This is a genomic window from Mesorhizobium yinganensis, from assembly GCF_040081985.1.
Classification (GTDB): domain Bacteria; phylum Pseudomonadota; class Alphaproteobacteria; order Rhizobiales; family Rhizobiaceae; genus Kumtagia; species Kumtagia yinganensis.
Window position 1 is genome coordinate 155,879 of record NZ_JBEBMH010000009.1, and the last position, 19,495, is coordinate 175,373.

23 protein-coding genes are annotated in these 19,495 nt (G+C 63.9%); 9 read left to right on the forward strand and 14 right to left on the reverse strand.

The features are described from left to right. The first annotated feature begins 65 nt into the window (after positions 1 to 65). Complete coding sequence (gene tdh / locus ABMA59_RS18175; protein ID WP_349006789.1) at positions 66 to 1,100, forward strand: L-threonine 3-dehydrogenase; 1,035 nt, start codon at positions 66 to 68, stop codon at positions 1,098 to 1,100. Between the two features lie 16 nt (positions 1,101 to 1,116). On the opposite strand, the gene ABMA59_RS18180 is transcribed toward tdh, so the two are convergent. Beyond that, positions 1,117 to 1,521 (reverse strand): type II toxin-antitoxin system VapC family toxin, encoded by a 405-nt coding sequence (locus ABMA59_RS18180; protein ID WP_349006790.1) that lies wholly within the window; start codon positions 1,519 to 1,521, stop codon positions 1,117 to 1,119. Continuing rightward, on the reverse strand, positions 1,521 to 1,772 hold the full coding sequence (locus ABMA59_RS18185; RefSeq protein WP_349006791.1) for a type II toxin-antitoxin system Phd/YefM family antitoxin: 252 nt from the start codon (positions 1,770 to 1,772) through the stop codon (positions 1,521 to 1,523). The genes ABMA59_RS18180 and ABMA59_RS18185 overlap by 1 nt, the downstream gene beginning before the upstream one ends. 190 nt (positions 1,773 to 1,962) lie before the next feature. Here ABMA59_RS18185 and ABMA59_RS18190 point away from each other — a divergent pair, with 190 nt between their 5' ends. The 4 genes from ABMA59_RS18190 to ABMA59_RS18205 all read left to right on the forward strand — a co-directional run bounded on the left by ABMA59_RS18190 (position 1,963) and on the right by ABMA59_RS18205 (position 4,485). Further along, positions 1,963 to 2,466 carry an HPP family protein gene (locus ABMA59_RS18190; protein WP_349006792.1) on the forward strand — a complete coding sequence of 168 codons (504 nt, stop codon included), beginning with the start codon at positions 1,963 to 1,965 and terminating at the stop codon, positions 2,464 to 2,466. A gap of 148 nt (positions 2,467 to 2,614) precedes the next feature. Next, positions 2,615 to 3,628, forward strand: a complete 1,014-nt coding sequence (locus ABMA59_RS18195) for a fumarylacetoacetate hydrolase family protein (protein ID WP_349006793.1) — start codon at positions 2,615 to 2,617, stop codon at positions 3,626 to 3,628. A 3-nt stretch (positions 3,629 to 3,631) separates the two neighbouring features. Then, a complete protein-coding gene (locus ABMA59_RS18200) occupies positions 3,632 to 3,925 on the forward strand; it encodes a hypothetical protein (protein WP_349006794.1) in 294 nt (97 codons plus the stop codon). A gap of 29 nt (positions 3,926 to 3,954) precedes the next feature. After that, the gene (locus tag ABMA59_RS18205; RefSeq protein WP_425475942.1) at positions 3,955 to 4,485 is read left to right on the forward strand and encodes a DinB family protein; all 531 of its coding nucleotides are present in this window, start codon (positions 3,955 to 3,957) and stop codon (positions 4,483 to 4,485) included. Positions 4,486 to 4,602: 117 nt separating this feature from the next. Here ABMA59_RS18205 and hppD read toward each other — a convergent pair whose 3' ends face one another. Next, a complete protein-coding gene (gene hppD / locus ABMA59_RS18210) occupies positions 4,603 to 5,715 on the reverse strand; it encodes a 4-hydroxyphenylpyruvate dioxygenase (protein ID WP_349006796.1) in 1,113 nt (370 codons plus the stop codon). A gap of 126 nt (positions 5,716 to 5,841) precedes the next feature. Here hppD and ABMA59_RS18215 point away from each other — a divergent pair, with 126 nt between their 5' ends. Continuing rightward, the gene (locus tag ABMA59_RS18215) at positions 5,842 to 6,309 is read left to right on the forward strand and encodes an Lrp/AsnC family transcriptional regulator (RefSeq protein WP_349006797.1); all 468 of its coding nucleotides are present in this window, start codon (positions 5,842 to 5,844) and stop codon (positions 6,307 to 6,309) included. 45 nt (positions 6,310 to 6,354) lie between these two features. Here the strand turns inward: ABMA59_RS18215 and ccoS are convergent, their stop codons facing one another. From ccoS to ccoN, 8 genes are read right to left on the reverse strand one after another with little or no spacing between them, the layout of a single operon-like run. Continuing rightward, positions 6,355 to 6,498 carry a cbb3-type cytochrome oxidase assembly protein CcoS gene (gene ccoS / locus ABMA59_RS18220; RefSeq protein ID WP_349006798.1) on the reverse strand — a complete coding sequence of 48 codons (144 nt, stop codon included), beginning with the start codon at positions 6,496 to 6,498 and terminating at the stop codon, positions 6,355 to 6,357. After that, a complete protein-coding gene (locus ABMA59_RS18225) occupies positions 6,495 to 8,735 on the reverse strand; it encodes a heavy metal translocating P-type ATPase (protein ID WP_349006799.1) in 2,241 nt (746 codons plus the stop codon). The genes ccoS and ABMA59_RS18225 overlap by 4 nt, the downstream gene beginning before the upstream one ends. Then, complete coding sequence (locus ABMA59_RS18230; protein ID WP_349006800.1) at positions 8,732 to 9,520, reverse strand: DUF2189 domain-containing protein; 789 nt, start codon at positions 9,518 to 9,520, stop codon at positions 8,732 to 8,734. Before ABMA59_RS18230 ends, ABMA59_RS18225 begins: the two co-directional genes overlap by 4 nt. A gap of 12 nt (positions 9,521 to 9,532) precedes the next feature. Continuing rightward, positions 9,533 to 9,751 (reverse strand): hypothetical protein, encoded by a 219-nt coding sequence (locus tag ABMA59_RS18235; RefSeq protein ID WP_349006801.1) that lies wholly within the window; start codon positions 9,749 to 9,751, stop codon positions 9,533 to 9,535. Continuing rightward, positions 9,748 to 10,629: a cytochrome-c oxidase, cbb3-type subunit III gene (gene ccoP, locus ABMA59_RS18240; protein WP_349006802.1), complete on the reverse strand. Its 882-nt coding sequence runs from the start codon at positions 10,627 to 10,629 to the stop codon at positions 9,748 to 9,750. Before ccoP ends, ABMA59_RS18235 begins: the two co-directional genes overlap by 4 nt. 3 nt (positions 10,630 to 10,632) lie before the next feature. After that, on the reverse strand, positions 10,633 to 10,803 hold the full coding sequence (locus tag ABMA59_RS18245) for a cbb3-type cytochrome c oxidase subunit 3 (protein WP_349006803.1): 171 nt from the start codon (positions 10,801 to 10,803) through the stop codon (positions 10,633 to 10,635). 4 nt (positions 10,804 to 10,807) lie between these two features. Then, positions 10,808 to 11,539 carry a cytochrome-c oxidase, cbb3-type subunit II gene (ccoO, locus tag ABMA59_RS18250; protein WP_349006804.1) on the reverse strand — a complete coding sequence of 244 codons (732 nt, stop codon included), beginning with the start codon at positions 11,537 to 11,539 and terminating at the stop codon, positions 10,808 to 10,810. 6 nt (positions 11,540 to 11,545) lie between these two features. Then, entirely contained in the window at positions 11,546 to 13,207 is a 1,662-nt protein-coding gene (gene ccoN, locus ABMA59_RS18255) for a cytochrome-c oxidase, cbb3-type subunit I (RefSeq protein ID WP_349006805.1), read from the reverse strand. Between the two features lie 685 nt (positions 13,208 to 13,892). Here ccoN and ABMA59_RS18260 point away from each other — a divergent pair. Continuing rightward, complete coding sequence (locus ABMA59_RS18260; RefSeq protein ID WP_349006806.1) at positions 13,893 to 15,086, forward strand: M14 family metallopeptidase; 1,194 nt, start codon at positions 13,893 to 13,895, stop codon at positions 15,084 to 15,086. A gap of 100 nt (positions 15,087 to 15,186) precedes the next feature. On the opposite strand, the gene ABMA59_RS18265 is transcribed toward ABMA59_RS18260, so the two are convergent. Next, the gene (locus ABMA59_RS18265; RefSeq protein WP_349006807.1) at positions 15,187 to 15,525 is read right to left on the reverse strand and encodes a protein tyrosine phosphatase family protein; all 339 of its coding nucleotides are present in this window, start codon (positions 15,523 to 15,525) and stop codon (positions 15,187 to 15,189) included. 194 nt (positions 15,526 to 15,719) lie between these two features. On the opposite strand from ABMA59_RS18265, the gene ABMA59_RS18270 reads away from it, so the two are divergent. Both ABMA59_RS18270 and ABMA59_RS18275 read left to right on the forward strand, forming a co-directional pair. Beyond that, on the forward strand, positions 15,720 to 16,847 hold the full coding sequence (locus tag ABMA59_RS18270; protein ID WP_349006808.1) for an NAD(P)/FAD-dependent oxidoreductase: 1,128 nt from the start codon (positions 15,720 to 15,722) through the stop codon (positions 16,845 to 16,847). Between the two features lie 27 nt (positions 16,848 to 16,874). Then, a complete protein-coding gene (locus ABMA59_RS18275; protein ID WP_349006809.1) occupies positions 16,875 to 17,219 on the forward strand; it encodes a RidA family protein in 345 nt (114 codons plus the stop codon). A 92-nt stretch (positions 17,220 to 17,311) separates the two neighbouring features. Here ABMA59_RS18275 and hutC read toward each other — a convergent pair whose 3' ends face one another. Both hutC and ABMA59_RS18285 read right to left on the reverse strand, forming a co-directional pair. Further along, positions 17,312 to 18,058 (reverse strand): histidine utilization transcriptional repressor HutC, encoded by a 747-nt coding sequence (hutC, locus tag ABMA59_RS18280; protein ID WP_349006810.1) that lies wholly within the window; start codon positions 18,056 to 18,058, stop codon positions 17,312 to 17,314. A 16-nt stretch (positions 18,059 to 18,074) separates the two neighbouring features. Continuing rightward, entirely contained in the window at positions 18,075 to 19,430 is a 1,356-nt protein-coding gene (locus ABMA59_RS18285; RefSeq protein WP_349006871.1) for a formimidoylglutamate deiminase, read from the reverse strand. Positions 19,431 to 19,495 lie beyond the last annotated feature (65 nt).

The window sequence follows — 19,495 nt, forward strand, 5'->3', positions numbered from 1 at the left end:
GTTACCCCACCCGGCCGGACAAAGTCCGGCCACCCTCCCCGCAAGGGGGAGGGAAAGGAGTGCAAATGTCCAACATGATGCGCGCCCTCGTTAAGGCAAAGGCTGAACCCGGCATTTGGATGGAGCAGGTGCCGGTCCCGGAGATCGGCCCGAACGATGTGCTGATCAAGGTCCGCAAGACGGCTATCTGCGGCACCGACGTTCATATCTACAATTGGGACCAGTGGGCCCAGAAAACGGTGCCGGTGCCGATGGTGACCGGCCACGAATTCGTGGGCCAGGTCGCCGATTTCGGCGCGGCGGTGACGGAATACAAGGTCGGCCAACGCGTGTCGGGCGAAGGCCACATCGTCTGTGGCCATTGCCGCAACTGCCGCGCGGGCAGGGGACATCTCTGCCGCAACACGCTGGGCGTCGGCGTCAACCGGCCGGGCGCCTTCGGTGAGTATCTGGCGATCCCGCAGCACAATGTCGTGCCGATCCCCGACGATATTCCGGACGAGGTGGCGGCTATCTTCGATCCGCTCGGCAACGCCGTGCACACGGCACTGTCCTTCGACTTGGTCGGCGAGGACGTGCTGGTCACCGGCGCCGGGCCGATCGGCATCATGGGCGCGTTAGTGGCGCAGTGCATCGGCGCGCGAAAAGTGGTGATCACCGACATCAATCCGACGCGGCTGGCGCTGGCGAAGAAGCTTGGGGTGCAGCATGTCGTCGACGCCTCGAAGGAGAAACTGCGGGACGTGATGGGCGGCATCGGCATGACCGAGGGTTTTGACGTCGGGCTGGAAATGTCCGGTGCGGCGCCCGCCTTCCGCGATATGATCGACACCATGAACAATGGCGGCAAGATCGCCATCCTCGGCATCGCGCCGACGGGCTTCGAGATCGACTGGAACAAGGTGATCTTCAAGATGCTGCATCTGAAGGGCATCTACGGCCGCGAGATGTTCGAGACCTGGTACAAGATGATCGCTCTGGTGCAAGGGCCGCTCGACGTCACCGGCCTGATCACCCACCGCATCGGCGTCGAGGATTACGTTTCCGGCTTCGAGGCGATGAAATCGGGCAATTCCGGGAAAGTTGTGATGGACTGGTGAGGTGCCTCCTCCGGGCTCAGGCGCTCAACACTTGTACGCCCGCTGATTTCGCGGCCGAAGCCAGTCGGCGATCAAGCGTCGCAAGAGTAGACGGCGTTCGCACGGCGATTTCAAGATAGGCTCCGTCATAGACCGTCAAGCTGAAGGTCCGTGCAAGACTGAATAGTACATGCTCCACGACGCTCACGTCGATCATGCATGGGATATCACCGATCCGCATGAGGCCCTGCTCAATCTGAGCCGGAGCAATCCGCCCGCGCCGCTCATTGACGAGAAGCACGTTGCGAAGCTCGTACCAGAACAGGGGTGGTACCAGCATTCCTTCCGCGGATACGATTTCCAAGGCGCTATTGGCAACTTCGGAAAATTCGTCAGGCATCAGCCAGCAGGCGGCCACTGAACTGTCGATGACGACAGGCATCAGGGTTTACGACCTTCGTCTCGCGCCGACAGGATGTCATCGACGGTCATCCCGGTGGACGGTAGCGTTTTGCGCCAGGCCTTCAGCCGGTCGACCGCGCGCTTGCGGCGCTCCTGCTCGTCCGCTTCCGGCGGTACCAGGCGCGCAATCGTCTTGCCGTGACGGGTTATGCTGACGATCTCCCCACGCTCGACGTCACTGAGAAGAGCCGAAAACTTTGCCTTCGCTTCAGCGGCTTGCACGACTTTCATAGGACAACCCGTTTTGACCGGTCATTTTAACCGGTCAAATCTACATTTTTCCGGCGCACGCCGCAAGAAATTGCGAAGGGGTCCGGAACGCGATGAATTTTTCATCTTCTGCCCAAAATTCGAACTTTGTTCGTTGCCTGTTGCATGGGCAAATTGCTATCGAGCCGGGCTTCCATCGCCGGGTTTCCACATGCGCCGTCATATCGCGCCTTTTATCGTCCGCCACGAGCCGAACGGCAGGGCGGTTTCGCATCTGAAATCCGGTATCGGCGCCATTATCGGCATCGGCGGTGTCGGTGCGCTGTCGTCGCTGACCGGCCTGCCGTTGCTGATTGCGCCGCTGGGCGCGACGGTGGTCCTGCTGTTCGGCCAGCCGGCGAGCCCGCTGGCACAGCCGATCAATATTTTTGGCGGCTATCTTCTGGCGACGATCATCGGCGTTGCCGTGGCGCTGGCTTTTCCGGGTTTGCTCTGGGTTGCCGCGGTTGCGGTCGGCGTCGCCATTGCCGGGATGCTGGTCCTGCGCATCACTCACCCGCCGGCTGGGGCGATTCCGCTCGTCGCGCTGGCCTCTCCCGCAAGCAGTGCCTCGCTCTTTGTGACGATCCTGATCAGTTGCGTCAGCCTGGTCGCGCTGGCGCTGGTGCACCATCGCCTGCCGCCGCGCGTGCAATATCCTCGGCCGCTGCCGTAGGACTGAGCAAAATACAAGACTTTGACGGGTCACGCGACCGGCGGATAGATTTCCGGTGCGCTTACAGCCGAGAACAGGCGATGCGCCTTGACCCGTCACGACGATTGGTCTCAGGGTCGTCTTCGGCTCGGATCGAGGAGGAGACGGGATGAAACTTGCCAGCCTGAAGGACGGGTCTCGCGACGGGCAACTCGTGGTCGTGTCGCGCGATCTCACGCGCTATACCGACGCCTCCTTCCTCGTGCCGACGCTGCAGGCCGCGCTCGACGACTGGCTCAGGCTGGCGCCGCATCTTTCAGCAATGGCGGAATCGATCGAGGCAGGCGCGGTGCCGACCTCGCGTTTCCACGAGCATGACGCTCATTCGCCGCTGCCGCGTGCCTATCAGTGGGCCGACGGCTCGGCCTATGTGAACCATGTCGAATTGGTGCGAAAAGCGCGCGGCGCAAATATGCCGGAAAGCTTCTGGAGCGATCCGCTGATGTATCAGGGCGGCTCGGATTCTTTCTTGGGTCCCCGCGACGCCATTGCAATGGCGGACGAAGGCTGGGGCATCGATTTCGAGGGCGAGATTGCGGTGGTCGTCGACGATGTGCCGATGGGTGCGTCGCTTGAGCAGGCTTCGGCGGCGATCCGGCTGGTCATGCTGGTCAACGATGTCAGCCTGCGCGGGCTGATCCCGGCCGAACTGGAAAAGGGATTCGGCTTCTTCCAATCCAAACCGTCTTCCGCCTTCTCGCCCGTCGCGGTCACGCCGGACGAGTTGGGCGATGCCTGGGACGGCGGCCGGCTGCACCTGCCGCTGCTGGTCGAGCTCAACGGAAAGCCGTTCGGCCGCGCGAATGCCGGCGTCGACATGACCTTCGATTTTCCTCGCCTCATCGCCCATGCGGCGAAGACGCGGCCGCTGGCCGCCGGCGCGATCATCGGCTCGGGCACGGTCTCCAACAAGCTTGATGGCGGGCCGGGCAGGCCGGTTTCCGAAGGCGGTGCCGGCTATTCCTGCATCGCCGAGCAGCGCATGGTCGAGACCATCGAGACCGGCGCGGCGAGAACGCCGTTCCTGCGTTTTGGCGACACGGTTCGCATCGAGATGAAGGACAAGACGGGCCATTCGATCTTCGGCGCGATCGAACAGACGGTACGGCCTACAGGCGGATAGGTGATGAACCCGTTGTTCCCGATCCTGACTGGACTCTGGGGCCTCGTCATGGTCGCTGTGTTCATCCAGGCAATCCGGTTGTCCTACCGGATCGAGGCGCGGTCGCCGGATTTGACCAACACATCCGGGTTTCCGCGCAACGCCATGATCTTCCACACCGTTACCAATTCGGGCGTGGCGCGCGATGCCGAGACTCAAGGTATGCGCCGGCGCATGAATCTGCTGCTGTTGGTCAACCTGCTCGGATTCGTGCTGCTTTGGGCGGGTATCTCGATGTTCGGATATTCGGAGGCGTGAGCGTGCGCGGCCTTACCTATTTCCGCCGCATGGCCGAGAACAATCTCTGGTCCAACGACCGGCTCTATCGAGCCCTGCAGGCGCTTCGGCCAGGCGAGTTGGAAGCGCCGCGCACCAGCTTCTTCCCATCGCTCAAGGAGACACTGAACCACATTCTTTCGGTCGACCTCTATTATCTCGACATGGTCGAGCAGGGCGGCGCCGGACTCAAGATCTTTGACACATATATCGACAGCGGCGATGCCAAGGAGTTGGCAGAGCGCCAGGCGGTTTTCGACCGGCGATTGCTCGACTTTTGCAATAACCTGTCTCCGTCCGACCTCGACCGCCGTGTGCCGACGGATCGCGGCGAACAAGGCATGATCCCGGAGCGGATCGGCGACCTGCTGGCGCATCTGTTCATCCACGAGATCCATCATCGCGGCCAGGTTCATGCGATGCTTTCGGGTACGTCGGTCCAGCCGCCGCAACTGGACGAGTATTTTCTCGATTACGACCTGAAGCTCAGGAGGCAAGAAGTGGCCCGCCTGCGACTTGGAGATCGGGGCGGGGCGAACTAAGCGCGAACTCGCGTTCCGTTATGCGAGCCGAATGGATCGCCCGGCGCAAACCTCATCAACGGCGGAGACAAAAAGGGCCGGCGTTTCCGCCGGCCCCGGCCACGGAATTTTGTGGCGTCAGGCGGCCTTGTCGACTTGCAGCACGCCGCGCCGAATCTGATCCTCTTCGATTGACTCGAAAAGGGCGCGGAAATTGCCCTCGCCAAATCCTTCGTCACCCTTGCGCTGGATGAACTCGAAGAAGATCGGGCCGATGACCGTTTTCGAGAAAATCTGCAGCAGGATTTTTGTCATGCCGCCGTCGACCACGCCTTCGCCGTCGATCAGGATGCCGTGGCGCTTCATGCGTTCCATCGGTTCGTCATGGCCGTTCACGCGCTCATACGAGCGTTCGTAATAGGTTTCCGGCGGGCCTGGCATGAATTTCAGGCCGTTTGCCGAGAGGCGGTCGGTGGCGTCATAGATGCCGTCCGTGCCCACGGCGATATGCTGGATTCCTTCGCCCTTGTATTTGCGAAGGAACTCCTCGATCTGGCTCCTGTCGTCGGTGGATTCGTTGAGTGGGATACGGATTTTCCCACATGGCGAGGTGATGGCGCGGCTGACCAGCCCGGTCATCTTGCCGGCTATGTCGAAGAAGTGGATCTGCTTGAAGCCGAACAATTCGCGGTAGAACGCCCACCATTTGTCCATGTTGCCGCGATAAACATTGTGGGTGAGGTGGTCGAGGTAATAGAAACCGACACCTTGCGGCTTGGGATCGTGCTCGCCCAGCCACTCGAATTCCTCGTCATAGGCCGAACCCTTCGCGCCGTAGCGGTCGACGAAATAGAGCAGCGATCCGCCAATCCCGACGATCGCCGGCACATCCAGCGCTTTGTCCTTGCCATGATAGGGCGTGGCGCCCTTGGCGACGGCGTGGTCGAAGGCGTGCTTGGCGTCGACCACCCGCCAAGCCATCGAGGGCGCACACGGGCCATGCTCTTCCACGAAATTCGTCGCGTGGGAACCGCGTTCGGCATTCAGCACGTAGTTGATGTCGCCCTGCCGCCAGAGCGTGATGTTCTTGGTGCGGTGCCGGGCGACCGGAACATAGCCCATGCGCTCGAACAGGGTCGCCAGCTTCTCCGGTTGGGGATGCGCGAACTCGACGAATTCGAAACCGTCTGTGCCGGCCGGGTTGGCCTTGCTGATTTTGGCGGGTGGTGCGTCGTGCGGGAAGGGACCCATGCTGGCCTCCTGTTGTCCTATATCCTCGACGGCGGATTATAGGCGTCGAAGCGCGCATTGTGCTTGCATTCGATGCCTTTCGGTGCTGCCATGATGCATGGATCGTGCATGAGATGACGCTAAGCCATGCAAGACGAACGCATCGACGGTTTCGACCGCAAGATACTGGCGCTTCTGCAGGGAGATGCGCGGCTGACCAACAACGACCTGTCGGAGCGCGTCAACCTCTCGCCCTCGCAATGTTCGCGGCGGCGCCAGCGGCTGGAGGAAGAGGGATTTGTTGCCGGCTATCGTGCGGTGCTCGACCGTGAGCGGCTTGGATTTTCGCTGGTAAGCGTCGTCTCGGTGACGCTGGCCACCCACAATCGCGACAATGCAAGGCGCTTCCGCGATTTGGTCGCGCGCCTGCCGGAGGTGCAGGAGGCGCACGCTCTGACCGGCGAAATGGATTATTACCTGAAAGTGGTGACGCCGGATCTGAAAGCGCTGTCGCGTTTCGTCAACGAGGAGCTTCTGCCGCACGATTCCGTGCAGCATGTGAAGACCGCGATTGTCCTGGAAACCCTGAAGGAAACCGGCGCGCTCCCTTTGTGAAAGCGTTCCGGGACGGGCCATGTGACCTCAAGATCGCTTGCCGACTTATTCCTCGTCGTCGAGCAGTATCCGCTCCGCTGCTCCATCGAGGTCATCATATTGTCCGCTGCGCAGGCTCCACAGGAAGGCGCCCAAAGCCGCTCCGCCCAGCACCAGGGCGAGAGGGACGAGGAAGACGAGGCTGCTCATTCCGCCGGCACCGGATATCGCGGAGCGAGGGCAACAGCCTCTTTCGACGGCTTGCCCGGCCTCAGCCGCAGGGCGTTGGCGACGACGATGATGGAGGACACCGACATGGCAAGGGCGGCGATCAGCGGCGTGACGTAGCCGCCTATGGCGATGGGAAGCGCGATGGCGTTGTAGAGGATAGCCAGCGCGAAATTCTGCCGCACCAGCCGGCCTGCCTCCAGCGCGACGACGTGGGCGGATGGAACTGCGTTGAGGCTCTCATGCAAGAAGACGAAATCCGCCGCGTTTCGCCCGATATCGGCCGCCGTGGCAGGCGCCATCGACACATGGGCGGCGGCAAGCGCCGGCGCATCGTTCAGCCCGTCGCCGACCATCAGCGCCTTACGGCCTTGTGCCGAAAGGCCGGCGAGACGCTCGACCTTGCCGGCCGGCAGAAGCCCTGCGGCGAAGTCGGCAATGCCGAGCCGCCGGGCCATCTGCGACACCGCGCCAACGCCGTCGCCGGACAGGATCGTCATTTCCAGGCCGGCGCGCCGCAAAGTCTCGACCGCCGCCCGCGCATCGCGACGCGGCGCGTCTTCGAAGCTGAAGCGGGCGACAAGCCGCCCATCTCGGGAAAGCACCGTGCCGGCCGCCTGGGTGCCGCCGTCAGCCACGGCCCACGCGGCGCGGCCGAGGCGATAGGTTGCTCCGGCTGCTTTCGCCTCGATGCCAAGGCCTGGTTGCTCGATGACATCGGAGAGCGGCGCTGCCGGCGCGCCGCCGCCTGCCGCCGCCAGCGCGCGCGACAGGGGATGGCTGGAATGGACGGCAAGGGCGGCCGCGATGGCAAGCGCATCCGGCTCCAGGCTTTCCGTGCCCACCAGCCGCGGCTGGCCCGATGTCAGCGTTCCCGTCTTGTCGAAGACGACCATGCCGATCTCGGCCAGCCGCTCGATGCCGGAGCCATCCTTGACCATGATGCCGCTTTCGAACAGCCGGCGCGCCGCGACAACCTGCACGATCGGCACCGCCAGTCCCAGCGCGCACGGACAGGTGATGATCAGAACCGCAATGGCGATCGTGATGGCACGATGCCAGTCGCCGGTCGCAGCCATCCAGCCAAGGAAGGTCAGGAAGGCGGTGGCGTGGACGACGGGTGAATAAAGCTGGGCCGCTCGGTCGGCCAGCCGCCGGTATTGCGCGCGCCCGCCTTCTGCCGCCTCCATGAGGCGGATCATTTCGGCGAGGAACGAGCCGTCGGCGCGCGCCGTTGCCGCGATCACCAACGGGCCGGTCAGGTTCAGCGTACCGGCTGTCACCGCCGAGCCGATGCCGGCGCGTCGCGGTGCGCTTTCGCCGGTCGCGATGGCGCAGTCGAGATCGGACGCTCCCTCCTCGACGACGCCGTCGACCGGAACGCGGTCGCCGGCCGCCAGGGCGATCCGCATGCCAGGTTCTATCTCGTCCACCGGCAGGAAGTCCCGGCCGCCATCGGCCCGCAGCACGACGGCTCCGCGCGGCGCCAGCCGCACAAGGGCGCGGACAGCGGTGCGCGCCTTTTCGCGCATGAGATGATCGAGCGCGCGGCCGATGAGCAGGAAGAAGATGAGCGACGTCGCCGCGTCGAAATAGGCATGCCGGCCATTGTGGATCGTGTCGTAGAGGCTGAGCCCGAAGGCGAGCACGACGCCGATCGAGATCGGCACGTCCATGTTGGTGCGTCGGCGACGGAGCACGCCCCAGGCCGAAAGAAAGAAGATACGGCCGGAATAGAGCAGGCAGACCAGCGCGAGCGCCGCCGAGATCCAGTGGAAGGCCTGCCGTGTCTCGGCCTCGGCCCCCGACCAGACGGAAACGGACAAAAGCATGATGTTCATCGCCGCGAAGCCGGCGACCGCCAGAGCGCGCACGAGCCGGGAGAGTTCAGGGTCCGCCGTGTCCTCGTCGGCCTCGAACAGATGTGCCGGATAGCCTATGCCGGCGAGGGTCTCGGCGATCGGCGGCGCTGCGTCGCCGCGCCATTTGACCGCGACACGCTTGGTCGAGAGGTTGACGCGCGCATGCTCGACGAACGGCAGGCGCGAGAGCGCGCTCTCCACGTTACGGATGCAGGCCGCGCAATGCACGCCGGGAACGGACAGGTCCGACTGGCGCAGTCCGCCGCCCAGATCGCGGCTGGCGAGAAAGGTCTCCTCCCGCGACGGCGGCCTGCCGATCTCGGCAGCAGCCTCCGCGCCGGGTGCGCAGCAGGTCACCTGATGGCCCTGTAGCTATGCCATGTCGCATGGCCGAGCAGGGGAAACACGACGATCAGGCCGAGAAGCCCCGTCGCCACGCTGACGATGAAGAGCGCCAGCACGATCGCGCCCCAGGCGAGCATCACCGGCAGGTTGTTCCATACGAGCGAGATGCTCGTGCCCATGGCGGTGAACGCATCGGTTTTCTCGTCCAGAAGCATCGGCACCGCGAAGGTGCTGATGGCGAAGGAGAAGGCCGCGAACAATCCTCCGACCGCCGTGCCGACGACGAGCATGCCCCAGCCCTCGGGCGTCGTCAGCAGCATGGAGAAAACGCGGTCGAGCCCCGGAAATGGCCTGAGCCCAAAGAACAGCGCGTAGATGATGACGGCGGCGCGCATCCAGACCAGCATCAGCAGGCACAGGATCGCGCCGGTGAACCACACTTGCGCGCCGGAAGCCGCCTGCACGAACACCATCCGGCCGAGGCTGACGGGCTGGCCGGCCTCGATATCCCTGCTCTTTTGATAAAGGCCAATGGCGATGAGCGGCCCGACGACCATGAAGCCGGCCAGCGCCGGGAACAGGATATAGTCCAGTCCCAGGGCGAACAGACCCCAGATGATGGCGAGCGAAACCGCGAAGACCGCGATTCCGTAGGCGAGGCTTGGCGCCGGACGGTTCCACAAATCGCGCCAGCCTTCTCCCAGCCAGCCGAGCGCCGCACCAGCCGGCAGGTTGCGGCGGCGTTGCGCGGCAAGAGGGACCGGAGCAGTTTCAGCAGCCTGATTGAGCGTACCCATCAACGTTCTCCCTCAGCACGACGATCTGGCGGCGCGGTATGTCCCGTTTTGCCCGGCATCCTGCAGGTGTGGCACGCAGTCGGGCTGCGAGACGAGCGCCACATAGACCAGATGGGCGTTGGCGGCGGCAAGCAGGAGGCCGGCCGCCAAGGCGATCACCAACGAAGCACCCTTCCAGCCCAGCAGTGCGGGGCGCACAGCCGCCGTCACATTCTTGTGCCCGGCCATCATGGCGCAACACCTCCCAGGGAAGAGACGTAGAGGGTTAGGATCTTGAGGTCGGCGGGCGTCAGCCTGACGCCCCAGTTCGGCATGTGGCCCTGGCGGCCGCCATAGACCGTCGAATAGATGGTCTGGAGGTCTCCGCCATATATCCAATGACTGTCGGTGAGGTCCGGGGCCCCGAACTCGCGATTGCCCTTGGCGTTATCGCCATGGCAGGAGGCGCAGTTCGCGGCGAAGGCCTCCCGGCCGCTTGCAAGCGCGGCTTCGTCCACGCCGGACGAGGCTTCGCCCGAAAGCGATCGGACATAGGCGACCACATTGCCGATCTGGTCCGCCGAGAGGATGCCGTCACGCCCGAAGGCCGGCATCTGGGAAACGCGCGTGTCGTCATTGGTGGAATTGATGCCGAGACGGATGGTCTCCTCGATCGTCTCCGGCTCGCCGCCCCACAGCCAGCTCTTCGCCGCGAGATTGGGGAAACCGGGTCCACCGGTGGCGTTTAGGCCGTGGCAGGCCGCGCAATTGTCCGCGAACAGGGTCCGGCCCGTCTCGCGCACATGGTGCATCAAAGCCTCGTCGCCGAGCGCCTCGGAATAGCTCGCCGCCATCACCTTCTCCGCCCAGGCCGCGTTGCGTTCGGCCGCCGCCTCCTCGACCTGCCGGGTCACGACATTCCGCTGATCGATGCCGAGCAGGCCCTTTGTGTAGGTCCAGCCGAGCGGCCAGGCGGGCATCAGCAGCCAGTAGCCGATGGCGAACAGGATTCCGGCCGCCAGAAAAAACAGCACGACGCGCGGCACCGGCGTATTGAGCTCTTCGATGCCGTTCCACTCATGCCCGGTGGTGGTCCGGCCCGTTACGGGATCAAGCTTTTCCGTTCCCATCGCCTAGTCCCCCGGCCTGTCGTCCTTGTCGAGAATGCTCTTCTTGGCGCGGTCGAACCGTTTTTTGTTCGACGGCCAGAATGTGTAGATCAGCACGGCGGCGGCCAGCGCCAGCAGGTAGAACAGCCCCCAGCTCTTGGCGAAGCCTACGATCGATTCATGACCGAGTTCCATCGCCTCATTCTCCTGCCGCTGCCGTCTGTTTGAACGCGGCGTCGGTGAGCTTGCCGAGGATCTGGAGATAGGCGACGAGCGCGTCCATCTCGGTCACCCGGCCCGGATCGCCGTCGAAGGCACGGACGTTGGTCGCCGCGCCGTACCGCTCGGTAACGCCGCCGGAGGCGTCGCTGTCCGGTGTCGCCTGACCAAAGGCGTCGGATGTCGCGTTCTGTATCATCTCGTCCGTATAGGGCACGCCAACCGCGCGTTGGGCGGCGAGATGCTCGCCAAGGTCGTCGGTTCTCAGCGAATTACGTTCCAGCCAGCCGTAGCGCGGCATGATCGATTCCGGGACCACGTCGCGCGGATTGTTGAGGTGGGCGACATGCCAGGCATCGGAATATTTGCTGCCGAGCCGCGCCAGATCCGGGCCGGTGCGCTTCGATCCCCACAGCATCGGGTGGTCGTATTGCGACTCGACCGCCAGCGAGTAGGGACCGTAACGCTCGACCTCGTCGCGCAGCGTGCGGATCATTTGCGAATGGCAGGCGTAGCAGCCCTCGCGGATGTAGATGTTGCGCCCGGCGAGTTCGAGCGGCGTGTAGACGCGCATGTCGGGCGCCTGCTCGACCGTCTCGTGGATGGTGAAGAGCGGCGCGATCTCGACGAACCCGCCGATCGCCGACACGCCGACGATGGCCAGCACGAAGCCGATGGCGCTGCGTTCGAGCTTGCGATGGAATTCGGGCATGACCGCTTACTCCCCGGGCTGGACGGCTGCGCCGGCAGGCAGATCAGCCTCGGATTCGCGTGTGATCGTCCCCAGCCGCGACAGCCGGATTGTCATCCAGACATTGTACGAGCCGACGATTGCGCCGATCAGGAAGAACAGGCCGCCGATCGTGCGCGCGACATAGTAGGGGTGCATCGCGACGAGGCTGTCGATGAAGGAATAGGCGAGCGTTCCGCTGTCATTGTAGGTCCGCCACATCAGCCCCTGGATGATGCCGGAGTTCCACATTGCGAAGACGTAGATGATGGTGCCGCTGAGCGCGAGCCAGAAATGGACCTCGACCAGCTTGGGCGAGTACATCCTCTCCTGCTTCCACATCCACGGCACCAGCGCGTAGATCGAGCCGAAGGTGATCATCGCCACCCAGCCGAGCGCGCCGGCATGGACGTGGCCGACTGTCCAGTCGGTGTAGTGCGAGAGCGAATTGACCGCCCGGATCGCCATGAACGACCCCTCGAAGGTCGAGAGCCCGTAGAAGACGGCCGCCACCATCATGAAGCGCAGCGTCGCGTCGTCGCGCACCTTGTGCCAGGCGCCGTTGAGGGTGGCGAGCGCGTTGCCGGCCGAGGCCCAGGACGGAACCAGCAGCACCACCGAGAAGGTCATGCCGAGCGTCTGCACCCATTGCGGCAGCGCCGTATAGTGCAGGTGATGCGAGCCCGCCCACATATACATGAAGGTGATGCCCCAGAAGCTGATGATGGAAAGCCGGTAGGAGAAGATCGGCCGGCCGGCGCGCTTGGGCAGGTAGTAGTACATCATGCCGAGGAAGCCGGCCGTGAGGAAGAAGGCGACGGCGTTGTGGCCGTACCACCATTGCGTCATGGCGTCCTGCACGCCCGAGAACAGCGAATAGCTTTTGGCATGGCCGAATGACACGGGCACGGCCAGGTTGTTGACGATGTGCAGCACCGCCACGACCAGGATGAAAGCCATATAGTACCAGTTGGCGACGTAGATATGCGGTTCCTTGCGCCGCGCCAGCGTGCGGATGTAGATCAGGAAGTAGACGACCCAGACGATGACCAGCCAGATGTCGGCATACCATTCGGGCTCGGCATATTCCTTGGACTGTGTCAGCCCCATCAGGTAGCCGCTGGCGGCGAGCACGCAGAACAGATTGTAGCCGATCAGCACGAACCATGGGCTGAACTGGTCGGGCAGGCGGGCCCGCGAGGTCCGCTGCAGCACATGGAAGGAGGTGGCGATCAGGGCGTTGCCGCCGAAGCCGAAAATCACCCCGCTGGTATGCACCGGCCTGAGGCGGCCGAAACTCGCCCATGCCTGATCGACGAAGGTCAGTTCCGGCCAGGCGAGAAGCGCTGCGACCCAGACGCCGAAGAACATGCCGACGACCGCCCAGGCCATCGACAGCACGATGCCCGCTCTTGTCGGGTCATCATAATAACGGGAAAGCCGGCTCTGGTCGGGCTCGGGTTCATAGTACCCGGCCATCACCACAAAGGCTACGCCGAGGCTGAAGGCCAGCACGATGAAGCCATGGACCCCCAGCGGATCGCCGCTTCCCCCGACCGCCATAGACAGGCCGATTGCCCCGAGCAGAAAGAGCGTGACCAGGGAATATTGTCGTTCGCTAACGGTAAGCCCGGAAATTACTTTGGCCATGTGTCGACCTCATGCCGTCCGCGGATCGATATTCAGAAGAGATTCTGAGACTCTTCCACTGCGTATAATGTCTGGCAAAGCATATTTGTCTAGAACCGCGACGTAGGCGCTCAAGAACTCGCCGGACATGCCGTTCAGCCGGCGGACCGGTGGGATGGCGCAACAGCAGCCCTGCATGCATTCCACCAACGCGAAGTCCCTCCTTGGTCGAGCGCCCCAGCGCTCCAATGTTGATGCCCAGCCTGCGGACGGTTCAGTCGGCGCCACCTTAGGCAGGTGACCGCACGCGAATCCGGAGGCCTTCGACATCACTCACCATACAGTTCTGGTCTTGCCGTATTTTGACGTAGATCAACATGCCCGAGGCGTGATCGGTATGGGGCGCACTGCACGTCGGACAGGGTTTTGAGGTGCAAATTGTCCGGCCCGGCAGGACAGGGCGGCAACAGCGAGACCGGGCAGCAGCGGTCTCCACACCTCTTCCAACGACGCAGCGGGGATGACGGCCTCGCGGCAATCGTTATCCGGCCAAGGCGATCATCTTGAGTTGAAGGAAGCAACGCCCCGACTGCGCCCTGCGATCCTTGCCAGCCCACGGGGCTGCTGGTAGTCGAGTGGTGCCCATGTCGTCGATGTGCGTTTCGTTCTGCAAACGCCGTTCTTCACATTGCAAAGGATTTCCGTCATGTCTGACAGACCTCATGAACGCCTGGATCGCCGCGACTTCATGCTCGCATCGATCGCCACGGTCGGCGCGTCGGCTGCACTCGCTGCAAGCACCGGCGCTGTGAAGGCCCAGGAGGCGGCGACCTCCCCTGCCAGTCCGGGATCCGGAACCGTCTACACCGGCGATGTGATCGACGGAAAAAAGGTCGTCAGCGCGCTTGACGTCAACGACCTGGAACCCGGCAAGAAGCACCTTTTGTATTTCCAGGGCGTGCAGATGCCGAGCGGGCAGTATTGGTACGCCTCGGTGACGGTCGCCAAGGGGGCAAAGCCCGGCAAGCGCGGCGTGCTGACCAGCGGTGTGCATGGCGACGAGATGAGTTCCATTCACACGGTCCAGACCGTGATGAACCAGCTCGATCCGGCTGCGATGTCGGGAATGGTCCTGGCGGTCACGGATGTGGCACGTCCCGCCATTGAAAGCATGCAGCGCAGATGGCCCAACCAAGGCAGGGGCATCGATCTGGTCGACATGAACCGGGTGTGGCCCGGCAACGAGAACGACATCACCGCGCCCAGCCGGCACGCCGGGTTGCTGTTCAATCGACTGCTGCGGCCGAACGCCGACTTCGCGATCGACTTTCATACCGGCACGACCGGGTTCGAGGTGACCGCATTCAATATTGCCGAGATGAATGTTCCCGAGATCAAGGCGATGGTGGAACTCTATCCCGTCGGCCAGATCTACGACAACCCGACATATCCGGGTGTCCTCCACAACACGTTTGTCGCCGCGGGCATACCGTCCTTTTGCCCAGAAATCGGGGCGGCCCGCCACCTGGACCTAGAGATGATCGCGCTGTTCGTGGAAGGCACGATGAACGTGCTCAAGCATCACGGCATCTTGGCCGGGCCGATGGGCCGCACGGGCAAGGACGTGACGGTCTTCGTCGGCAACAGTTCGTTCCCGATCCTCGCGACCGAGGGCGGAATCGTCGAGCACCTGGTCAAGCTCAACGAAAAAGTAGAAGCCGGACAGAAGATTGCCATCCAGCGCAACAGTTTTGGCGAGGTCGTTGCCGAGTACACGAGCGGCGTGTCAGGGGAGGTGACGGGCCAGCGCAGCGACGTAATGTCCGAGCCCGGCAACCCGCTGGCATTCATCCTTTTCCAACGGCCGGCTCCGGATGGCACGGAAGCCTATCCGGAGTGATCCAACGCTCGACCGATCTCCGCCCCGGCGCCTGACCTCACGGCATCATCGCCGGCGCGGGACGTGGCATAAGCCGAAACAGGCGAGAGGGAGTGCGTGCTTACCCCTTCGCCTGCTTCGCGGCCATATAGATGTTGGTCGAGCGCGCGCCGGAGCGGCAATAGGCGAAGACCGGGCCGGGAATCTCGTCGAGCGCCTCGACCATCTTCTGCACGTCGTCTTCGGTCATCTGGCCGCTGACGAAAGGAATATGGCGGAAGACGAGATCGGCTGCTTCCGCGGCCACGGCGATGTCGGCTGCACTTGGCTGGCCCGGCTGCTCGTCGTCGGGGCGATTGCAGATGATGCTCCTGTAGCCTGCATCCTTGATGGTCTTGATGTCGTCGACGGCGATCTGCGCGGAGACGGCGTAGGCGTCGGTTACCTGGCGGATGTCCATGATCGAAGCTCCCTAAATTTCGCTGAGGCTGTCATGCCACCACGCGCGCCGCGCCGCAACCGTCGAGGGACAGGCCAGTCAGCCGGTTTATCGATGGGGCCAGACAGGCCGTGTGCTTGCATCGCCGGCGGGGTCTCGTTAGGTCGTCTGCGGGGCCGGGGAATGCGGTATATCCGCCAAAATGGGAGCAGCCGATGTCTGACTTCATCGAGACCGATGTCCTCGTCATCGGAGCGGGCATTGCGGGCGCCGGCGTGGCCGCCGACCTGGCGCGAGATTTTCGCGTGGTGGTCGTCGAGCGCGAGGACCGGCCGGGCTATCATTCGACCGGGCGCTCCGCGGCCCTGTTCATCCAGAATTACGGGAACGACGTCGTCCGTGCGCTGACCCGCGCCAGCGCGCCGCTCTTCGAAGGCGCCGACAGCGCACTTTTCCCGCACCCGCTGCTTTCCCAGCGCGGCGTGCTGAACGTCGCCAATGAAGAGGCGGCCGACGTGCATGCGAAACTGCTGGCCGAGGCGGAGGGACTGCGGGAGGTCTCGATTGCCGAGGCGATGGCGATGGTGCCAATCCTGCGCGAGGAGACCATCGTTTCGGCTTCCTACGAGGAGGATGCGCGGGATATCGACGTCGCCGCCCTGCACCAGGGCTGGCTGAAGGCGGCCAAGAGCGCGGGCGCAAGGCTGCTAACGGATAGCGCGGTTGTTTCCGGCGAACACGCCGACGGCCGCTGGATCGTCGAGACCCGCGACCATCGCATCGCCGCATCGGTGGTCGTAAATGCCTGCGGCGCCTGGGCGGACGTCGTCGCCCGAGCTCTCGGGCTGGAGCCAGTCGGCCTGCAGCCCCTGCGCCGCTCGATGGCGGTCCTGCCGGCGCCGGAGGGTTTTGACACGCGCCGCTGGCCGCTGCTCAATGACGCGGCCGAAACCTGGTATGCGAAACCAGACGGCGGCAGGCTGTTCGTCTCGCCGTCGGACCAGGATCCGGTCGAGCCGCACGACGCCTTTCCCGACGACATGGTGTTGGCGGAAGGTCTCTATCGCTTCGAGCAGGCGGTGACGATCCCGGTTACGCATGTCGAGCGCAGTTGGGCGGGCCTGCGCACTTTCGCGCCGGACCGCACGCCGGTTGCGGGGTTCGACAGCACCGCTGACGGATTTTTCTGGCTGGCCGGGCAGGGCGGCTACGGTATCCAGACATCGCCGGGCTTGTCACGGCTGGCCGGAGCGCTGATAAGACGGGCCTCGCTGTCGGCCGAGATGGAACAGATCGTGCCGGCGCTCTCTCCCAACCGGTTTCGCGGCTCCCTGCCGGAATAGTCCGGCAATTTCGAGGAAGGAATGAATATGAGTGTAAAGAGACTTGGTGTCGGTCCGCGCATGAGCGACATCGTCATTCACGGCAACACGGTCTATCTCGCCGGCCAGGTCGGCGCGCCGGGCGAAAGCGTGACGTCGCAGACCAAGGCGATCCTCGCCAGCATCGACGATCTGCTCGCCAAGGCCGGCACCGACAAGACGAAGATTCTGCAGGCGATCATCTGGCTGGCCGATATGTCGACCTTCCAGGAAATGAATGCCGTATGGGACGCTTGGGTGCCGCAGGGCAACACGCCGGCCCGTGCCACCGGCGAAGCCAAGCTCGCAACACCCGACTACAAGGTCGAGATCATCATCACGGCTGCGATCTGAAGTAAGCGCCGGGGACAGTTTACTTTTATCCCAAGAGCGGCGTCACGATGGCAAGGCTGGCGCGGGGGGATAAAAGTAAACTGTCCCCTGTGCTAGTGCGAAGGGGTGAAGCGGGCGACCAGCGAGTGGCTGTCGCCCGCATAGGTGAAGCGCACATGCGTCACCGGCTGGTCGGCGCTCCAGGTCTGGCGCTCGACCACGAGGCTGGGCGTGCCGGCGTCGATGTCGAGTATCGCCGCGATGCCGGCCTCCACGCCGGTGGCGCGGATGCGGTGTTCGGCCACGCTCCACGGAATGCGCGCCACCAGCCACGGTCCGGGGGCCATCTCCGCAAAAGGCTCATGCTCGGCCTCGGGCACGGTCTTCAGGCTGATTACGCGGTTCTCGTGGCAGAACGGGCGCGGCCCGGCGAAATGCACCGATATCAACTCGATGACCGCGGAAGGCCCCGCCAAGCCCAGCCGCTCGCGGTCCTCGGCCGTTCCGCGACGGACGCGCCGCGATTCGAGCCGGTAGTGATAGGGCAGGCCGAGCGCCAGCACCTCGGTCTTGATGTCGTGGATTTCCAGGACCGCCGCTTGCGATTTCGGTCGGCGAACAAAGCTGCCGGAACGACGGCGGCGCTCGATCATGCCGGCCTTGGCCAGTTGCGACAGCGCCTTGTTCACCGTCATGCGCGAACAGCTGTAGGCGGCCGAAAGCTCGTATTCGAACGGGATGCGGTGGCCGGGCGCCCATTCGCCGGATACAATTCTTTCCGAGATGTCGGAGAGGATGCGTTGGTGGAGCGACGGCGCTTCCTCGCCGCCAGGCTTTTCCATCACGTCCAAATCCGTCATCGCCAGCGATTCTCCATCATGCTTCCGCAAGCGCGATCATCGTCTTCCTGAAGCGCTCGGCAATGGCCTCCCGGTGGAAATGCCGGCCTTCCGCCACGCATTTGCGCCCGCCCACCCACACGCAGTCGATTTTCGCACCGCTGGCGAAAATCCAGGCGTCGAGGATGGCGTCCTTCGATTTGCCGGCGAGCGAGGGACCGCCGGGGGCGAGGGACACGAAGCTTGCGGCATTGCCCGTTGCGATGCCGGCGGGACGGCCAGCCAGCGCCCGGTTGCCGCCGGCGAGGGCTGCGTCGAAAAGCGCTCGGCCATTGGAGCCTCCGGCCGGCGCCAGAACGTTGCGCTGGCGATGAAGAAGCCGCTGCGAATATTCGAGTTGCCGCAGTTCGTCCGCGACGCCGATCAGCACGTTGGAATCCGAACCGACGCCAAATTTTCCGCCATTCGTCAGGAAGGGGCGGGCCTCAAATGTGCCGTCGCCGAGATTGGCCTCGGTAACTGGGCAGAGGCCGGCGACCGCACCGCTCTTGGCCATTGCCTCGGTCTCCTCCTCTGTCATATGGGTCGCGTGGACAAGGCACCAGCTTTCGTTGACGGGCGCGTTGGCGAGCAGCCATTCGACCGGCCGCGCGCTCGTCGCGGCGATGCAATCGTCCACCTCGCGCGTCTGCTCGGCGACATGGATGTGGATCGGATTTGACGACGCGAACTGGATGACCGCCGCAAGTTCCTCAGCCGTCACCGCGCGCAGGCTGTGCGGCGCGACGCCGACGACGGCATCGGACAAGCCGGCCACCGCCTGACGGCTTGCTTCAAGCAGCCGCGAGAAAGATCCGATATCGTTGATGAATCGCCTCTGCCCGTTGTTCGGCGCGAGACCGCCGAAACCGGAATGAGCGTAGAAGACCGGCAGCAAGGTAAGCGCGATGCCGGTCTCGGCAGCCGCCGCTGCGATGCGTTCCGCCATCTCGGCGATATTCGCATAAGACCCGCCGTCGCGATCGTTATGAAGATAGTGGAACTCGCCGACGCGGCCGAAACCGGTCTCCAGCATCTCAACATAGAGTTGCGCGGCCACCGCCTCGACCTGTTCGGGCGTCATTGACAGGGCAAAACGGTACATGACCTCGCGCCACGACCAAAAACTGTCATCGCCAGGACCGCGTGTCTCGGCCAACCCCGCCATGCCCCGCTGGAAGGCGTGGCTATGCAGATTGGGCATGGCCGGCAGCAGGATGGCGACGCGCTCGTCGGTTGGCGCAGGCGAAGCGTCGGGCTCGACGCTGGCCATGGCGCCTTGCTCGACCGTGATGCGCACATTCTCGGCCCATCCATCGGCCAGCAGCGCCTCCCTGGCAAAAATTCCCGTCACGTCGTGATCACCCACTTGCGTCGTCGCTCATTATGTATATACATATTTGGCCGATTGGGAAGCGG